Source organism: Butyrivibrio sp. AC2005 (assembly GCF_000424145.1).
Taxonomy (GTDB): domain Bacteria; phylum Bacillota; class Clostridia; order Lachnospirales; family Lachnospiraceae; genus Butyrivibrio.
This window is the reverse complement of the sequence record NZ_KE384137.1, coordinates 668,797-687,519: the sequence shown is the minus strand read 5'-3', so window position 1 is coordinate 687,519 and position 18,723 is coordinate 668,797. Positions and strand designations below refer to the sequence as shown.

Below are 18,723 nucleotides of genomic sequence, written 5' to 3'. Positions count from 1 at the left end.
GATTTTTATTTTCAGCTAGTCTATTATAGTCTTGCTGTAAAAATCAAATATAGTTAAGTGAAGAATTTCAGGGCAAAACTACCGCAAGGTAGTGACGCAAAGCTAGAGGGTCTGTTCGTGGGGGATAGACAGCCAGTTGCTGGTGCGCTTAGTAGTATTAAGGAAGCGCATCAATTATATTCTTTTGATGCAAAGCCTTGTTTGAACTCAAACGGGCTATTTTTTTGCCTAAAAATACCAAGGTTCTTGTTAATAATAGTACGAGGGGACTATTCTTAAACATTTCATGTGGGGATGAATTGAAGGAGATTCATGGCACAGAAAGAACTTAGAAAACTAAATAGAAAAGAACTCCTGCAGATGCTTGTTGAGTTTTCTGAAGAGGCTGAAGCTATCAGGGCTCATGAAAAGGAGATGCAGGCACAGTTCGAGAGGGAACGGGAACAGCTCCTTCAGCAGATGGCTGATGAGAGAGCGGATCTTCTTGCGAAATTTGATGCTGAAAAAGCAGAGATGCGTGAGAAGTTCACACAGCAAAAGGCAGAAATTCAGGCACAGCACGCAAGGGAGAAGGCTGCTTATATGCAGCAGGCTGCCATGGAGAGAGCGGCGCTTCTTAATGGCTTTAATGAGGAAAAAGCCGAGATGCGTGAGAAGTTTAACGAGCAAAAGGCAAAAGCTGAGGCACTTTTCCAAAAGGATATTACAGGTCTTAGGGCAAGACATGAGAGAGAATTCAAGGGCTTTCATGCAAGACTTGAGAGGGAAAGGGATGCCCTGCACGCTGAAGAAGAGAAAAAGCTCGAACAGATTGAGAATGCAGGTACGCTTGCAGAAGCGATACTTTCTATAAATGGGTTCTTCGAAGCTGCACAGAAGGCAGCAGTTCAATACGAAGAAACACTTAAAAAGATAGAGGCTATGAAAATTGCAGAAGCCGAGAGAGGCTTTAAGCCTGAGGATAAGGGTGAATCCGAAGCAATGCTGAAGATCAAGAAGCTCTCAGGCGGACTTAAGAAGACTGGAACCAGGAAAAAGACAGTAACTGCCTGGGATGTATCGGAAGATGAGGCAATAGAAGAGCCGCAGACAGAAGTAACAGAAGAGTCACAGACAGAGGTCACAGAAGAGCCGGCTTTAGAAGAAAAGACAGAAGTAGTACAGGCAGTTGAAGAAGAAAAGCCTGAAGAAGTGACAGAAGAAGTACCGGCAGAAGTAGCTGTGGAAGAGAAGACAGAAGAAGTTGCAGAGGAAAAGCCTGCGAAGAGAACCAGAAAGACAACAACCACAAAGAAGGCAGCTACAACCAAGAAAACAACAACTGAAAAAAAGACAACAACTAAAAAAGCAACAACTGCAAAAAAGACAGCAAAAGCTAAGGAAACCGAAGCTGAAAAGAAAACTACAACAACAAGAAAACGTACCACAAAGAAAGCTGTAGAAAACAGTGATAATGTGGAAATAGAGGGAACTGCAGTCTAAAGCTTAATATCAGATGCATAAAAAACTGATATTGTCAAGTACGGATTATGAATGAAAATGTTCATATTTCGTGTCCAAACAATACAAGTTATCACTTATAATATGAGAGCTGCGCGCTTTAAATTTGATAGTTGTAATTTAACAAACTGTCAAATGCGCTCAAATAAAGGGGTTTGAATCATGGAAGAAAAGCAAATTCCATCAAAGGAAGCTCCAAAGGAACAACTTAATAGACCGTCGCTTGATGAACTGAAAAAAGAGCTAAAACGAGAATACAGAAAGCACGACTACAAGAGAACACTTAGAAATACCATAGTGGTAATCATAGTCGTGGCCGCTGTCTCAGTGCTGATATCGAGCTTTTTTATCACAGTGCTTAAGGTTACGGGTGACAGTATGACACCCACTCTTGAGACAGGACAGATAGTAATAGCTAATAACTATTCGGAGTTCGAAGCAGGAGAACTGATCGCTTTTTACTACAACAACAAGGTTTTGGTAAAGCGAGTTGTAGGTTCTCCAGGAGACTGGATTAACATTGACGAGTCAGGAAAGGTTTTTGTTAACGGCGTAGAGCTGGATGAACCTTACATATCTGACCCGAGTCAATATGCAGCAGGCATGGGAGAAGGCGATAAGATTGAATTTCCGTATCAGGTTCCGGACAAGAGATATTTTGTTCTGGGTGACCATAGATCGGTTTCAATCGATTCGAGATCAACTACTGTAGGTTGTGTATCTGCAGAGCAGCTGATCGGTGCAGTATTCTTCAGACTTTACCCGTTTAAAGATTTTGGGGGGATCGAGAGTAAAGTCAGCACCGGAACTGAAAGTATGGAAGAGCCGGATTTACAGTAAAATTGGGCGGAGAAAAGTATAAGGGAAAGAAAAGGAATGAGGAAATTAGATAACAAACGTATAGAGGAATATTTAAAGAAGCACGTTTCCTTGAAGAAATGGGTATCAATTATGCTTGTTGTTGCACTTCTGGTTACAACAGCAACCATGTATTCATTGAATAAGTCTGCAAACGCTTTGTCAGGTGATGAAGCTGAAGACGTGGGAATGGTGCTCGAGGGCGAGAATATTGAGGAACTTGCTTCCGGTAATGATGAAGCCGGAGATACAGACTCTATACAGGATTCTGAAGAAAGTGAAAGCACTGAAGGTTCTGAAGAGGAAAGCTCTGAGTCAGAGAACACAGAATCAGAGAACTCAGAGAATTCTGAAACTGAAAACGCTGAATCAGAAAACTCTGAGACTGAGAATTCCGGATCAGAGAATTCAGAGGAATCTGCTAATGCAGAAGCTACTTCAGAAGAATCTAATAGTGGAGAAGCATCAACAGAAGAGTCAGCTGAGAATAACACAGAATCTACAGAGGGTTCAGAGGCAAATGCTGAGAACGCTAATTCAGAGGAAGGTGCCACAGACCAGACTACTACCGGTGAGACCACAGATGTTGCAGATGCTTCTACAGAAACCTCTACAGAAGATGGTGAAAATACAGATGCTGCTACTAAAGGTGATTCCAAGAAGGATAGCAACGAAGTAGAGCTCACAGAGGATGTTGTTCTTACAGTTTCCTATGTAACAGAGGACGGCGAGAAGATCGCTGATGAAAAGGAGATCAATCTTTCCGAGAGTCTTGATTTTACAACAGAGGCTCCCAAGCAGGAAGGTTATGAGTTTAAGAAGGCTGAGATCGATGGAGTTGAGATCAACAAGATCACAGCTAAGCAGGATGCTAATGGACATAAATATTATGAAGTAACTGTAGGCAGGAGTGTTACAGAATCAGAAGAAACTACTTCTACTGAGAACACAGTAGATGGTGAGTTCACAGACAGAAGTGCAACAGATGAGACACTTTCTGAGACTACAGCTTCTGAGGATACAGCTGCAGAAAGCACAAGTTCAGAAAGTGAGCCTTCAGAGAATACAGCAGAGGAGTTAACTTCAGAAGATAGTTCTTCTAGTGAGACAGCTTCTTCAGAAAGCTCTTCAAGCGATGCTTCATCTGAGGATAGTTCTTCAGACAATACAGCTACAGAAGAAAATAGTTCAAATGACGCAGTTTCTGAAGAGGATACTTCAAGCGAGACAACTTCAGAAGAGGCTTCTTCAACAGTTTCTTTAACTGAGGCAGCTGAGGGTGATGTTGTTGTAATTAAAGAAAACAAGACAGTAGTTCTTACATATAAGTCTGACAAGCCAACAAAGACAGAGTATGTTTATGAGGATGCAAAGGTTCGAGTAACAGCTACTCTTGAATATGCTGATGCAGTGCCGGATGACGCTGAGTTTATTGTAAAGGAAATCACAACAGAAACAGAAGGCTACAATTATGATGCTTATATGAAGGCTCTTAACGATGGTGAAGAGCAGAGTATTAAGAATCACAATGCTATGAATACTATCCTTTATGACGTAGGATTCTTTGTGAATAAGACTGACGAAGAAGGCAACGTTATTGAAGGCGAGAAGGTTGAATATCAGCCTAAGGAAGGAAGCGTAAACGTTAAGTTTGAATTCCTTGACAACCAGATGTCTAATCTTCGTGAGAACACAGAAAGTGAGAGCGAGATTGAAATCAATCATCTTCCTCTATCCGAAAGTGTTAAGGAAAGTACAGATTCTACATCAGAAGCAACTAATATTGACGCAACTGATATTCAGAAAGAGAAGGTTGGAACAGTTAATACTTCTTCAGGAGAGAATGCTGAGATATCAGTAACCAATTTCTCAGTATTTGGCTTTTCTCCTGCGGCAGAAGACAAAGATACATATACATATAAATCAGGTGATAAGACATTAATATATAAAGTAAATAGAGAGAAGGATGCCTTTAGAAACAGTAAATATTTTGATGATTCATTAGTACTTGGTGTTGCAGGTAATTTCCATATTGTTGCTTTTGATACTGCAAATCTTAATGCTCATACTAATGGTAATGTGCTTGCAAAGAATCTTAATGCAGGTTCTAATTTTGGAACCAATAATATGGAGAATGAGCTCTCATATGCGCAAAATATTACTACAGTGAATGAAAATATGGCATCGAGCGAGTCTCATACACTTGCTGTAGGTAATAGTCTTAATGTGGATCTTTATAAGAATGAAAATGGACAGGTAGAGCCTTATTTTTCAATTTCAGGGAAAAAGGTAGCTCATCCTTCCAATATCATTCAGGATGCTGATACTGCTAGTGCTCCCTATATTGATCTTGAGGGTGTTAAGAGTGAAGTACAGGCTATTTCAAATAAGATGGCTGAAGTAAAAGAAAATGTAGATGTTTCTATTACTGAGGATGGTAGTCATAAGACAATAACATATACAGGAATAGGCGGAGCAGGCTACTTGAATTTTACAAGTGCGCAGTGGAACAGTTTTGCTTCAGGTAATAGGCTGGACTATGTTTTCCCAAATGATTATGAGCAACAGGCAATTATTATAAACATTGATTGTTCCGGGAACGATGGAATTCTTCATCCTAATCAGGCAAATGTTATTAAAGTAAATAACCAAGAGCTTTCAACAAAAGAAGAAAAAGATGTTAAGGCAGGACGTGTTGTTTATAACTTTTACAATGCTTCCGGAAAAGAATTTTTCTTGAATGATATTTTTGGTCAGGTGATTGCACTTGGTGCAAAAGTCACTATTACAAATGGTAATGGTAACTTTATTGCTGATACTGTAACTATTAAAGGCGAGACACACAGAAGAGATTTTATAGGTACTACAGAGAAGGGTGCTGTTGTATCAATAAAAGCTAAGAAGACAGTAAATGGTAATGAGCCGAGTGCTGATCAGGTATATACCTTTAAAGCTGAAAGACTTTATTCTTCAGGACAAACTGTTACCGGCACAAATAAAGGAAGTGATATTTCAATAGATGTATCAGAACTTATAGATGACAAGGAAGGTCAATACTATATTCTTCTTACGGAGGAAAAGGGTACAGATACATCCATAGGATATGATGGAACAAGGTATCTTGCGATAATAGATATTAAAAGCAAGAAAGATGGTAATAAGACTATCTATTATGCTGACTCTGTAAAGTATTGCACAGAGGGCTGGAACGAAATTGATGCTGATAAGGTGGTATTTAACAATACTATAAATGAAGAACCTGTAAAGATAAAAGCAGAGAAATATGTTGATGGTTCACTTGCAGGTAGTGACACTACAGGGAAGTTTAGTTTTACACTTCGCATGCTTGATTCAGACGAAAAGTCGTGGAAGAAGGATGCAAACGGAAATGTAAAGACTGCAACAATAACCAATACAGGAAGTGAAATTTCCTATGATATAAGTCCTGCCGAATGGGGAATGACCTATGGTTGGGACTCAACAAAAGCCAGTGATAAAGACTATCAAAAACAGCATACCTATTACTTCATGCTTACTGAGAAGGATGTAGATGGATATGCTAAGGATTCATCCGGTATTCTGATAAAGATTAAACATTATTTAAATGGAGAGGTAAATTACTACAGAATTACATCTGACGAAGTTAAGACGATGGAGTCAAATCCTGGAACAGGACTTTATAATGATCCTAACAGAATTCAGGATAGTAATTCTAAAACCGACATAAAATATCATAACGTTGCTTTCTATAACACTACTGGTGGTGGAATGCTAAGAATCCATAAGATGGTTATAAATGACTTTGGATCGGATCTTGTAAGAGATAGTGATGATGCGATACTAAGTAAAGTCACATTCAGGGTTACTAATGTTTCTACAAAGAAATATATTATAGTTCATGGGTTCACTGGTAAGGCCGGACGTAAAGAGCCTGCATATGAGTATCTTAGTAATGGAAGTGCAACTGGAAAAAAATATGATGTAATTTACAACCAGGGTGCTCAGTGGACAATAGTAGGACTTGATGCCGGTTCCTATACTGTTGAAGAGGTTGGTGATGGAATTTCATTTGATTATTATGAAGAGAGCAATACAAGCAGTCTAAGAACGGATTCCAAGTGGTCTCGAGTTACAAAATACTATGTGACAGTTGATAAAGAGATAATAGAACAACGAAGTAAAACTTTGGATTATTTTACTATGCTATATGGCACAGGTGGAAATAACCAAAGAGTAGTGTTCTCAGCTGACCTTACACCGACAGGAGGAGATCCAGATCAGTATCACTTGAATGTTTGTCCGACGGCTGTTGTTGGGGATGAATCCGTTGATAATATTTCTCATACACAGACAGTACAGGTATGTAATTACTACAGTATTCCCGTAGGTCCTATCAAGGTAACCAAAAAGTTCACAGGTGGAACTTGGACAAAAGACATGAAGTTTACCTTTAAAATTGAACCTGTAAGTTGTATTGCTTTAAATTCTGAAGGTAAAGAGATTCCCGGAGTAAGTGTACCAATGCCGGCAACGACAACAGTTACGCTTGACGCACCAACGAATGTTGAGAACAAATCAGTTTCATCAGCTGTAGCAAATTTTGGCGGAATTGTCTTTAGGTATGAAGGTACTTATTTCTATAAAATAACTGAAGAGAATACGGGAATAGATGGTATTAAATATGACACAAATGTTTATTATGTAAAGATTGTTGTTGATAAGTTGCGTACGACAGCCATGAAGCGTTATTCGTCAGATAAGATGACTGACTTGGCAGTGCATAAGGGCGAGGATGAGATAGTTCCTCTTAGGGATGATTTTTATTATCTTCATTCAAACATTACATATACAGATGTGAAAGGCGAAGTAAAAGCACAGTATGAACTCTATTTGCCCGAACTTGAAACAGTTGGAGAGAAGTTCCCAAGTGAATTCCTGGTTAAGGAATTAAAGGGCTCAATAGATGATGTGGTATTCAACAATAGTATTGCTGGTAAGCTTACCGCTAAAAAGGTTTGGCTGGATTCCGATGGAACTGTAGATACAAGAGATCATTCACCATTAACTATTTATATCAATCGAAGAATTGAAGGTGGTAATTGGGAGGAATATGGTACTGCGCAGCTTTCAAAGGATAATGGCTGGACTAAAGAAATAGGCGATCTTCCTATCATGGATGAAAATGGTAATAACTATGAGTACTGCGTGAAGGAATCTGATGACTACATGAATAATTATGCAGTTACATACACATATAATGGTAATACGTACAATGCTCCTAATAAAGATGAAATGGCAGCGTACAAGATGACTGCTCAGGACAAGAACTATGGGGAAGTTGTTATTACAAACAAGTATTTATTTGGATATGTATTGCCGTCAACCGGTGGTGCAGGTAATATGCCGTTCATAGTGTTTGGTTTAGGTTTATTGGCTATCGGAATATCCGGTGTCATCCTTTTCAGAAAGAAAAAGGAAAACTAAGAATATGTTTTAAAATGCCTCTGGCATTTTAGAAAGGTGCTCATTTGCACCTCATATAAGTAACAAAAAGAAACTAAAAAACGTCTAAAACAGACAAGATTCAAACAAAAAGGAGAGAGGGTTAAATGAAAGGACTCAAGAAAATTTTAACTGGAATCCTTGCTGGTGCTATGGCTCTTACCATTACACTTTCAGCAGGAACCGCAATGGACGCAAAGGCAGAGACGGGAAATATTACAATTACACCCGCTGAAGGAGTAACAGCAGATGAAACAAATACTTATAAGATTTATAAGGTATTTGATGCTGTAGCAGATGGTGATAAAGTCAGCTACAAGCTCGTTTCGGGTAAGACTACAGCTCCTGCAGGTTTTACAGTAGATGCTCAGGGCAACGTTAGTTATACAGGTGAAGGTGAGAATGGACAGCTCACAGAGGCGGATATCACAGCTATCGCAGCGTATGTAACAGAGGCTGATCTGGTTGATACAGCTACATCTACAGGTCAAAATGTAGCTACATCCAAGACTCTTCCAAATGGTTACTACTACATAACTACTGGACTTGGTACAGCTGTTTCTATTGATACTGCTCATCCTAATGCAGCAGTGCAAGATAAGAATTCAACACATACTGTAGATAAGACTATTACAGGCGCTAGCGAAATCAGTCCTGATGGTAAAAAGGCGCTTGAACAGATTGGACAGAGTGTTACTTATACTGCAACAGTTAATGTAGGTAATGGTGCAAAGAATCTGAAATTTCATGATACTATGAGTGTAGGCCTTACATATAATAATGATGCAGCTGTGACAGGTACAACTAAGGCAGGAGCAGCTGTGACAGGTACAGATTGGTATAATGTAGAAGAAACTCCTGCTCAGGGCGATACACTTACAATTACATTTAATGATGACATTCCTGAGGGTACATACACAGTAACTTATTCAGCAACAGTAAATGCTAGTGCTGCTACTGCTACAGGTCTTCCTAACGATGCTTACCTTACATATGGTGATAATTATCATACAGAGCACTCAGTTGCTACAGTATACAATGCTACAATCAAGGTTCTTAAGAAAGATGGTAGTGGGAATCCTCTTGCAGGTGCAGGATTTAAACTCATGAATTCTGAGGGTAAGTACTTTAAGCTTGTTAATGGAAATGTAACATGGGTTGATGAAGCAACTGATGCAGATGAGCATATGTCAATTGCAGATGGTACAGTTCCTGCATTCGAAGGACTTAAGAATGGTGAATATACATTGACAGAGTCAACAGTACCTGCTGGTTACAACAAGGCAGCAGACGAGAAAGTTACTATCTCCGGTGGTAATTTCTCTGAAAATGAGCTTACAAAGCTTGTACAGGAAGTACCAGTTATAAATAATGCAGGTGCTATGCTTCCTTCAACTGGTGGAATAGGTACAACTATTTTCTACATCATCGGTGGACTTCTCATCGTAGCTGCTGTTGTATTCTTCGTAGTACGCAGAAAGAGCGATGCTGAATAATTATTTAGGCAATCAAATAATATAATTATCAGGTAGAGATTTTTAACAAAATATAATTACTGGAATATTGAATCTTGTTTCTGTAGACAACATATATAGAAACATGCTGTGATTCCGGGCGAGCTCATTTGCTCGCTCCGGAATACAGATTTCAGGATAATTATTTGGGTAACAAAATGTATTTACATTTAATGGATGGATACTTGGATGAAGAGTAAGGGATTTGCAAAGCAATTACCAAACCTCATATTTGCCGCGATTTTTATTGTCGGCCTTGGTATTTTTCTGTATCCGTCTGTAAGTAACTATATAAATACCAAAAATCAAAGTAGAGCGATATCGACTTATGATGAGGCTTTGGCACAATTAGCTGAAGAAGATTATGAGAAAATTTGGAAAGCTGCTACTGAGTATAATGAGAAGCTTGCTTCCAGAGGTATGAATTTTAACCTCTCGGATGAAGAACTTGCAGAGTATCATGCAACACTTGATCCCACCGGAACCGGAGTAATGGGACACATTGAAATCGAGAAGATCGGAGTTGACCTGCCGATTTATCACGATGTAACAGAATCTGTTTTACAGGTTGGAATAGGTCATATACCGGGATCATCGCTTCCTGCCGGAACTGCCGGATCGCATGCGATTTTGTCCGGACACAGAGGACTTCCGTCCGCTAAGCTTTTTTCAGAGCTTGATCAAATGATAGAAGGGGATACCTTCTTATTACATATAATGAATCAGACCTTTGCATATCAGGTTGATAACATACAGATTGTTCTTCCTGAGGAGACACAGGGGTTGACGATTTATCCTGACAAAGACTATGTCACGCTTGTGACGTGTACACCTTATGGTGTTAACACCCACAGAATGCTCGTTAGGGGCAGGCGTGTTGATTATAATGAAGAAACCAGACTTATAGTACCTGCTGATGCAACTAAGTTTAATAATCTTATGGTTGCGCCATTTATAGCAGGACCGATCATATTAGTTCTGTTTATTTGGTTTGTGTTTAGTACATCAAACCATGGGAAGAAGAAAAGGTCTGCAACAGTTGATGATTTGCATAGACCCTCGAGGTAAGTTTTTATGAAGATGTTTGAAAAAGTGAAAAAATTGATTATGGGAGGGGCGATAGCCGGCATGCTCTCAGCGTTGATGCTTCCTGTTGCGGTAAGCGCCAGCGCAGCTGATAACAATGACCTTGGCAAAATCGATATGAACCGTGATGCTACATTGTCAGTTTATTATTCTTTCGATGGCAGCAGTGATGGTGATATTCCTGAGTACGGTAAGATGGCCGGAGTCAATGTTAAGGTCTACAAGCTTGCATCTATATCTGAAGATGGTAAGTTCACTGTTGTAGCTCCTTTTGATCAGATAGGCAGCGAGATTACAGATATGTACTCAATTGCTGATCAGGACAAATGGAACAGCATTATTACCGATGCTACAATACTTGTCAATGAAAACAATGTTCAGCCAAGCTATAGCGGAACATCAGATTCAGAAGGTTTTGCAAAGCTTGGAAAAGTAGATAAGGGTCTTTACCTGGGAATTAATGAGCCTATTGTATTAGATGGAATTCAGTATAAATACTGGGATTTCCTTTCAGTAGTTCCGGGGCCCAATAACCTTGATGAGAATCTGGGCAATGGTTGGGACGGAACATGGGCAAATGCTATTTATGATGTTATTGCTATTCCGAAGAGAGAAGCGACCAAGCTTTCGGGAGATCCTGAAGAGTTTCAGCTTTTCAAGCAGTGGAAAAATGATGATTCTTCTACCAGACCAGCTTCCATCAAGGTAAATATTTATTGTGACGGCTCTCTTGTAGAGACAATAACTCTTTCAAGTGAGAATAACTGGCAGTATAAGTGGAAGTCTGAAAAAGGACATACATATACAGTAGAAGAGGTGATGGATTTTAGTGGTTATACCTCCGGCGTTGAAAGAAAAGATAACACATTTGTTATTACAAACACAAAGACTCCTGTGAATCCGGAGGAACCAAAACAACCTGAAACACCTAACAATCCGGATGAGCCTGATAAACCGAGAAAAACTAATAATCCTAAAAATCCGAGCAATCCGGACACACCTGATACACCAGACACACCAAAGACACCTGATAAGGTAGATACACCTAGCAATCCTCCGAGTGATGACAGTGGAGTTCTTGGTGCTATCAGAAAAGCCATAGATGAGCTTCCTGAAGTTTTGGGTGCAAGAAGACTTCCTCAAACAGGTCAGCTCTGGTGGCCTATTCCGATACTTGCTATCTTGGGAATAATACTTATATTCCTTGGATTTAGAAGCGAGAGAAAAAGGAAATAATTTTCATAAAGTCAGCTCAGCTGACAAGAGGACGACAGGTAGATTAAAGTAAAAATGGGGCTTACTTATTAACTGAATGATATTGCTTGGGATTATGCATTCCGGCATATCAACGCATAAGGTGGGCTTAACATGAAAATAATTACCAAAGGTAGGATAATGATTCTGCTGGGATTCATCTGTATTGGTATTGCTGCAAATATTGTGGTACATAACCAGCAGGAGGATCTGGCAGCGGGTGTGAGCGCAGCGACTGTTCTTGAAGGGGTTGAGGCTCAGATCACCAATACACCGATTGAGGCTACCCCGACCGGAGACATGAAATCCGTTGATGTTAACGGTCAGTCCTTTATCGGAATAATAACAATACCTGCAATTGATATCAGACTTCCGATTCAGCAGGAGTGGTCCAGTACAAATGCTAAGACTTCTCCCTGCCGATATAAGGGATCTGTGTACGAAAATAATCTGATAGTCGCAGGACATAACTATCAGAGACATTTTGGCAATCTTAAGAATCTTGTTGCAGGAGATACCATTATCATAACTGATATCGATGGTCGTCAGTATTATTATCAGGTGACCTATATAGAAGAGATAGGCACATATGATGTGGATGCCATGGATGAAGGCGAATGGGACTTTACAGTATTTACATGTACCATTGGTGGTGCAAGTCGTGTAACTGTTCGCTGTGATTTCGTTCAGATGGTAGCACCCGGTTCCGGTGAGTCCGTAACCAAGGAAATCGAGAATGCGGTTTCGGGAGATTGAAATCAGATAAATATAATAAAAAAGTTTACATAAAAAGCCTCCTCGGATCAGAAATGTTCCGGGGAGGTTTTGCTATGCGCATTGGTTTAGTGGTAATATACTATTGGTAGGTTTTTACAGCCTTACTAATATATTTTAATAAGTAATATTTGTAAAGCGAGGATATAGATATGGCACTTGAAAAACTACAACCCACGGAAGTTTTTAGATGGTTTGAGGAGATTTGTAATATTCCTCACGGCTCCGGAAATGTAAAAAAGATCAGCAATTTCCTTGTAAAATTCGCCAAGGAAAGAGATCTCTATGTGAGACAGGATAAGGAACTTAATGTAATAATCAAGAAGCCCGGTACTAAGGGTTATGAGGATCATGAGCCTGTCATTTTGCAGGGACACATGGATATGGTCGCTGTAAGTGAAAAGGGCGCTAAGATCAACATGGAGAAGGATCCGCTTAAGGTACAGACAGACGGAGAGTTCATATGGGCTGATAAGACAAGTCTTGGCGGTGATGATGGCATAGCAGTAGCTTATGCGTTGGCGCTTTTGGATAGTAAAGATATTCCCCATCCTCCGCTTGAAGTAATTATCACCACGGATGAAGAAACCGGTATGTGCGGTGCTATGGCTCTTAAGTGTGATGATATTACGGCTAAGAGAATGATCAACATCGATAATGAGGAAGAAGGCGCAATGATAGTCAGTTGCGCAGGTGGAGCACGTTTCCATGGATATCTTCCTATCACAAGAGAGAACAAGAGCGGTATCAAGGTTAAGATTCATGTTAAGGGCTTACAGGGTGGCCACTCAGGAGAAATGATTGTTAAGGGCAGAGGAAATGCCAATGTGATTATGGGAAGACTTCTTCTTGAAATCACAGATGCTCTTGAAGTAGGAATTATATCCCTTAACGGTGGTGTTGCAGATAATGCAATTGCTTCTGACTGCGAAGCTGAGCTTCTTCTTATGGGACTTGCGTCTCAGATGCATGGAAACATTAAGGGACCCGATGTATCCTTCTTCTCACTGTTTGGAAAGCTCTCATCAATTGCATACAAAGTTGAGTCAGAGCTTAAGGCTGAGCTTGGAAGCAGGGATCCTGACCTTTCAATTGTTGTGGAGGAAGTTGTTGAGACAAGTCTTCCGCCAGAGGAAAACGATATTTCAAATATGGCATCCGTGAATCTCGACTCAAGTGTTGATGCATTTACTGAAACTCATGAGAAGAGAGAAGTTGTATCAGGTGTAATTCCCTGTGCGGATGTTATTGAGCTGGCAAGATGTATCTGTGCTATGCCAAACGGAGTTCAGACCATGAGTGCATCTATAGAGGGACTGGTTGAGACTTCTTTGAACCTTGGAATTTTGAAAATTGTTAACAGCAATATGGGTGCTATTGAGGGGAAAGGCGCTGCAAGTCAGAGTTCAGGAACCGTGGAGGAGGCTTTCCTTCTCGACTATTCCGTAAGAAGCTCAGTTGCTCCTGCTAAGGAAATGCTCCTTAAAAAGCTTGAAATCTTGATAGAGAGTTTTGATGGAATTTATGAGACGACCGGAGAGTATCCAGGATGGGCTTATGCAGAACAGTCACCGCTTCGTGACAAGATGGCTGAGGTATTTAAGAAGCTTTACCAAAAGGACATCAGGATTGAGGCTATACATGCAGGTCTTGAATGTGGTCTTTTCTCTGAAAAGATTCCCGGACTTGACTGTGTATCCATAGGACCTGATATGCAGGACATTCATTCCACAGGAGAGAAGCTCAGCGTTGCTTCCACAAAAAGAACTTGGGAATACTTATGTGCAGTATTGAAGGAACTGTAATAACAATAATATATCGTAATAGCAAAGGCATTGTCGATTTGATTGACAATGCCTTTTTTGTCGTCATAATCTGGGATATAACATATTATTCATGGATAATTTAATTTAAATTCAGAATAATAAACGTTAAGAAAATAACTAAAAATTCATGTACGATTTTACTAATGTTCATAGAAACGATTGCTTTGCAAGTACGAAAAATGAAAACATTCTTTCATTTTTTGTACTTGTTTTTGAAAGAAAATATTATATACTTTTACATGCAAAAGTTAACAAATGGCAAAAAGCCGTTAAATATAATGTTTTATGAAGAGGTATACTATGAAGAACAAAACTATTAACAAGTGCATTTTGAAAACTGCAACATTCGGACTCAGTGCTGCTATGGTAATGCAGCCGGTAGCAGCTCTTGCTGCTGAGATAGATCAGGCTATGGAACCTGAGCAGCAGAATGGTGAGGTAGTTGATGAGTCAGCTGAGAAAAAAGCCGATGATTATAATAGTTCTGTTTCAGATGTAAATGAGATTACCGAAAAAGTTGATGCTGCTGTACAGAATGTTGAAGCGGTAGAGAACGAAAGCAAGCAGGAAGAAAATAACCAGGAAGAGAATAACCAGGAAGAGAATAATCAGCAAGAGATTAATCAGGGAGAAAACAATCAGGAAGCCAATAATAGTGGCGATAATTCTCAGGAATTAAGCTCACAGGAACCAGTTAATCAGGAGACAGCTAATCAGGAAACAACTAATCCGGGACCTGATGTGCAGGAAACAAATACTCAGGAAGCTAATGGCCAGTCAGATAATAATGCTTCTGTGGATAATAATTCTTCCACAGATAATAATGCTGATACAGATAACTCTAATAACGAGCTTGTTGACCAGGAAAACACTTCACAGCAGGAGAATAACAATTCACAGCAGCCTGGTTCAGCAAACGATAATCAGCAAAATGAGGAAACTGTGGCAAATGGAGAAGCAGCGCCTTCTGCTGAGTCTGAAAACCAGGAATCTGCAAATAAAGAATCTGAAAATCAGGATATTCATTCTTTAATGGATAATTTTGATAAGGCAGTTAAGGAACTTCCCACTGGAGAAGCTGTAAAGGAAAATGTTGATTCAATTGAAACAGAGTCATCAAATGTGGACAAAGCACTTGATAATGCTGAAAATACACAGCAATCTGTTTCAGATGCCGTAAATGATTTTTCAGATGCAATTGAAAAGGCTGAGAAGGATGTTAAAGAACAAAAAGAAAATATCAAGAATGCTTCAACTATAAAAGAAGCTGAAGAAGCTTTTGATAAGGCTTCAAAGGCAGTAGAAGAAGCAAATGCTACATGTGCTGAGGCTGAGAAGAACTACGCTGAGAAAAAGGCTGAATATGAAGAGGCTGTTCAGAAGGTAGAGGAAGCAAAGAAAGCATATGAAGAAGCCAGCTCAAAAGCAGGAGCTGACCTTGAGACAGCAAAGAGCAATCTCGAGGCTGCAAAGCAGGCTGCAGATGCTTTGAAGGCAAAGTCAGAGGAGGCTCTTAAAGATCTTGAAGCAATGGAAAATCTGACAGAAGAGCTTGCTGAAAAACAGGTAGAAGCTGCAAAGAAGGCTAAAGAAGAAGCAGATAAGGAAGCTGCTGATGCTCAGAAGGCGGCAGATAAAGCCAAGGAAGATGCTGATAAAGCGGCTGAAAGCGCAAAAGCTTTAGATCAGACTGCCACAGATGACGAGACAACAGCTAAGAATGCTCAGAAAACCGCAACAGAGCTTAAAAAGAAGGCAGAAAATGCACAAGAAGTTGCTGATGCAGCTAAAACTGAATTAGATGAGGCTAAGGCAAAGGTTAAAAGTCTTGATGATGCAGTTTCCGATTCAAACTTAGCTACGGAGAATGCTAAAAATGAATTAGGGAAAGCCCAGAATAAAGCAAAGGAAGATTTAGACAAACTTGAACTTGGAGATTTTGCCTTCGCTAGAGCTGAAGATGTAACTGTTGATGAGATTAATACAACAATAGAAAACATAAAGAAAGCTGCAAAAGATGATGCAGATAAAAAGGCTGAGGCTGCAGAGAAGCTTAAAAATGACCTGACGGAGCTTGAGAATGCCATAGAGGAAGGTGAAAAAGCAAATGCAAGAGTAAAAGAAGCGGAAGATAAGCTTACCGCAGCTAAGGAAAAAGTAAATAATAATATGGAGGATTGTGTAAAAGAGCTTAAAAATGCAAAGGTAACTAAAGATCCTTATCATAATGCAGTATTAGCTAGGTATGTTATTGAGTACTACCTAAAAAAACAGGATGTAAATGCCAACATTATACATAAATATGATAATTTTGAGCTTTATATGCACTTCATAAAATATGAAATAAATGGTAAAACTCACTATTACAATTTTTATACTTATGAAGATTCTATCCTTGTTTATGAAAAAGATGGTTATATGGGAAAGTATGGTGAAGAAATACAGAGATTCGGCACCATAGAAGACCTCCGTAGCGACTTTAAGAAACTGCAGGAGGATATTACTGATGCTCAGAATGCTTATAAAACAGTCAGTAAAGATGAAGAAAAGGCTATCACTGATGGAGAGGCTGCAAAGGGCAGTATTGATAATGTAAGGCAAGCTTCTGAGAAAGCAACCTCTGAATCAGAAATTGCTAACAATAAACATAAAGATATAGACAACGACAGCACTTTGAAAGCAATGAAGGATATTGCATCTACTCTTGTAGATCCTGAGAAGAATTATGAAGATAGCAAGAAAGAATTAGCCACAGCTCAAGCAAATAAAGAAACATATGGTGAAAACTATTCGAAGCAAGTGAAGGATTTGCAGAATGATTATGATAAAAAACATGGCGAGGCTGATAAGGCAAAGAGCTTAGCTGATAAATCACAGTCAACAGCAGATGAACTTAAAGAAATATCTGAAAGTAGCAGAGCAACTGCAGACAGAGCTAATACTACAGCGGATGAACTTAAGGTTAAGGCAGAACAAGATGCAAAGGAAGCAGCTAAGGCTTCAAATAATGCAAAAGAAATATCCGCTATGCTTGAGAATGCTAATAAACAAAAGGCATATCTTGAGCTTAGAGAGGCATCAGCAAAGGCTGTTGAGAAGGTAGAAAGTTCACAGAAAACTGTTGACGATCTTAAGTCTGCTATTGAAAAACTTGACAGAAAGACTACAGTAGGAAATTTTGTTTCAGATCCGGATAAGGACAAGATTGAGGAGTTGAACGAAAAACTTGCCAAGGCAGAAGAAGCCCTTGAGAAAGCGAAGGACAACAAGAAGGCTGTAGAGGATGAACTTAAGTCTGCAGAAGTCGATCTTGCAAAGAAAACGGAAGAAATAAAGAAGAAAGAAGAGGCAAAGAAGCAGGAAAAGAATCAGGCCGATAATCAGACAAATCAGGATCAGGCTACAACTGATAACGGTATAAACAACAACGCTAATAACAACAATAATGCCAATACGGATAATACTAATAGTAACAATAACGCTAATACTGATAACGCTGATAGCAACAATAACGCCAATACTGATAATGCTAATAGTAACAATAGCGCTGATACTGATAACACTTCAAATAATAATCATCCTGAAAACGTTACTAACGAAAGTACTGAAAAGAATAGCAACGATAATAGCACGGAAAACAATAATTCAGACGACAAGAAGGATAAGAAAAAGAGAAAGAAAAAGAAGACAAATAATTCCAATAAAAATTCAGAGGCAGCAAAGCAGGAGTCAAATGATCAGGGATCAGATAGTCAGGGATCGAATGATCAGAGCTTAAATTCTCAGACATCAAATAAAGAGGCAAATGCTATTGCCAGTGCTACAGATAACAACAAAAAATCCGAAGCAGATAATAAAACTACAGTAGGAGATAAGGCCCAGGCTAATGAGCAGGATAAACCGGCAGTTCTTGGAGCAAAGAGAGAAAAGCCTGATGAGATGGTTACTGCAAAAGCAGCTGACAGTGATGCAGAAAATGCAGAAGAAGCCAATAATGCAAAAGTAACCGATAATGTATCGGATTCTACTGATAATACTGCTGAGGAAAACACTGTAAATGCAGACAGCCAAAACGATGAGAATAAGGCTGAGACAGTTGTTGATGCAGATACTACAGGTGTAACAATAGCCGATGGAGAGACTGCAACTGCTGATGCACCCAAAAAGGATTCTAAGCCATATTGGCTATTAGGATTATTTGCAGCTATAGCAGCTGGTGCAGGAGTAACTGCAGGGACAAAGAGAAAGAAGAAAGATAAATAAAAAACATACTTTATAAGCTAAGGGAGATGGATTAGACAAAGTATTTCAGGAGCGTCACTTCGGTGGCGCTCTTTGCGTTATAGCGTTATAATATATTTGTAGATCTGCAAGGCTCTACAGAGGAGCAAATCCGAAAAAACAATGAG

Annotated in this window: 9 protein-coding genes and 1 riboswitch; all 9 genes read left to right on the top strand. The window is 39.4% G+C overall.

The annotated features are described in order from the left end of the window. Positions 1 to 61 precede the first annotated feature (61 nt). Positions 62 to 144: riboswitch (cyclic di-GMP riboswitch) on the top strand. A 168-nt stretch (positions 145 to 312) separates the two neighbouring features. Further along, complete coding sequence (locus G602_RS0119895) at positions 313 to 1,482, top strand: hypothetical protein (protein WP_026660569.1); 1,170 nt, start codon at positions 313 to 315, stop codon at positions 1,480 to 1,482. Between the two features lie 180 nt (positions 1,483 to 1,662). Next, positions 1,663 to 2,340 carry a signal peptidase I gene (gene lepB, locus G602_RS27670; protein WP_044932818.1) on the top strand — a complete coding sequence of 226 codons (678 nt, stop codon included), beginning with the start codon at positions 1,663 to 1,665 and terminating at the stop codon, positions 2,338 to 2,340. Between the two features lie 36 nt (positions 2,341 to 2,376). Then, entirely contained in the window at positions 2,377 to 7,842 is a 5,466-nt protein-coding gene (locus G602_RS0119885; protein WP_026660567.1) for a choice-of-anchor A family protein, read from the top strand. Between the two features lie 125 nt (positions 7,843 to 7,967). Then, complete coding sequence (locus tag G602_RS0119880) at positions 7,968 to 9,356, top strand: isopeptide-forming domain-containing fimbrial protein (RefSeq protein ID WP_026660566.1); 1,389 nt, start codon at positions 7,968 to 7,970, stop codon at positions 9,354 to 9,356. 207 nt (positions 9,357 to 9,563) lie between these two features. After that, positions 9,564 to 10,442, top strand: coding sequence for a class C sortase (locus G602_RS0119875; RefSeq protein ID WP_044932815.1), 879 nt, complete (start codon positions 9,564 to 9,566; stop codon positions 10,440 to 10,442). A 6-nt stretch (positions 10,443 to 10,448) separates the two neighbouring features. Next, positions 10,449 to 11,696 carry a Cna B-type domain-containing protein gene (locus G602_RS29395; protein WP_026660564.1) on the top strand — a complete coding sequence of 416 codons (1,248 nt, stop codon included), beginning with the start codon at positions 10,449 to 10,451 and terminating at the stop codon, positions 11,694 to 11,696. Between the two features lie 132 nt (positions 11,697 to 11,828). After that, complete coding sequence (locus tag G602_RS29390) at positions 11,829 to 12,470, top strand: sortase (protein WP_049945356.1); 642 nt, start codon at positions 11,829 to 11,831, stop codon at positions 12,468 to 12,470. A gap of 170 nt (positions 12,471 to 12,640) precedes the next feature. After that, positions 12,641 to 14,293 (top strand): aminoacyl-histidine dipeptidase, encoded by a 1,653-nt coding sequence (locus G602_RS0119860; RefSeq protein ID WP_026660563.1) that lies wholly within the window; start codon positions 12,641 to 12,643, stop codon positions 14,291 to 14,293. A 321-nt stretch (positions 14,294 to 14,614) separates the two neighbouring features. After that, positions 14,615 to 18,577 carry a hypothetical protein gene (locus tag G602_RS29385; RefSeq protein ID WP_026660562.1) on the top strand — a complete coding sequence of 1,321 codons (3,963 nt, stop codon included), beginning with the start codon at positions 14,615 to 14,617 and terminating at the stop codon, positions 18,575 to 18,577. Positions 18,578 to 18,723 lie beyond the last annotated feature (146 nt).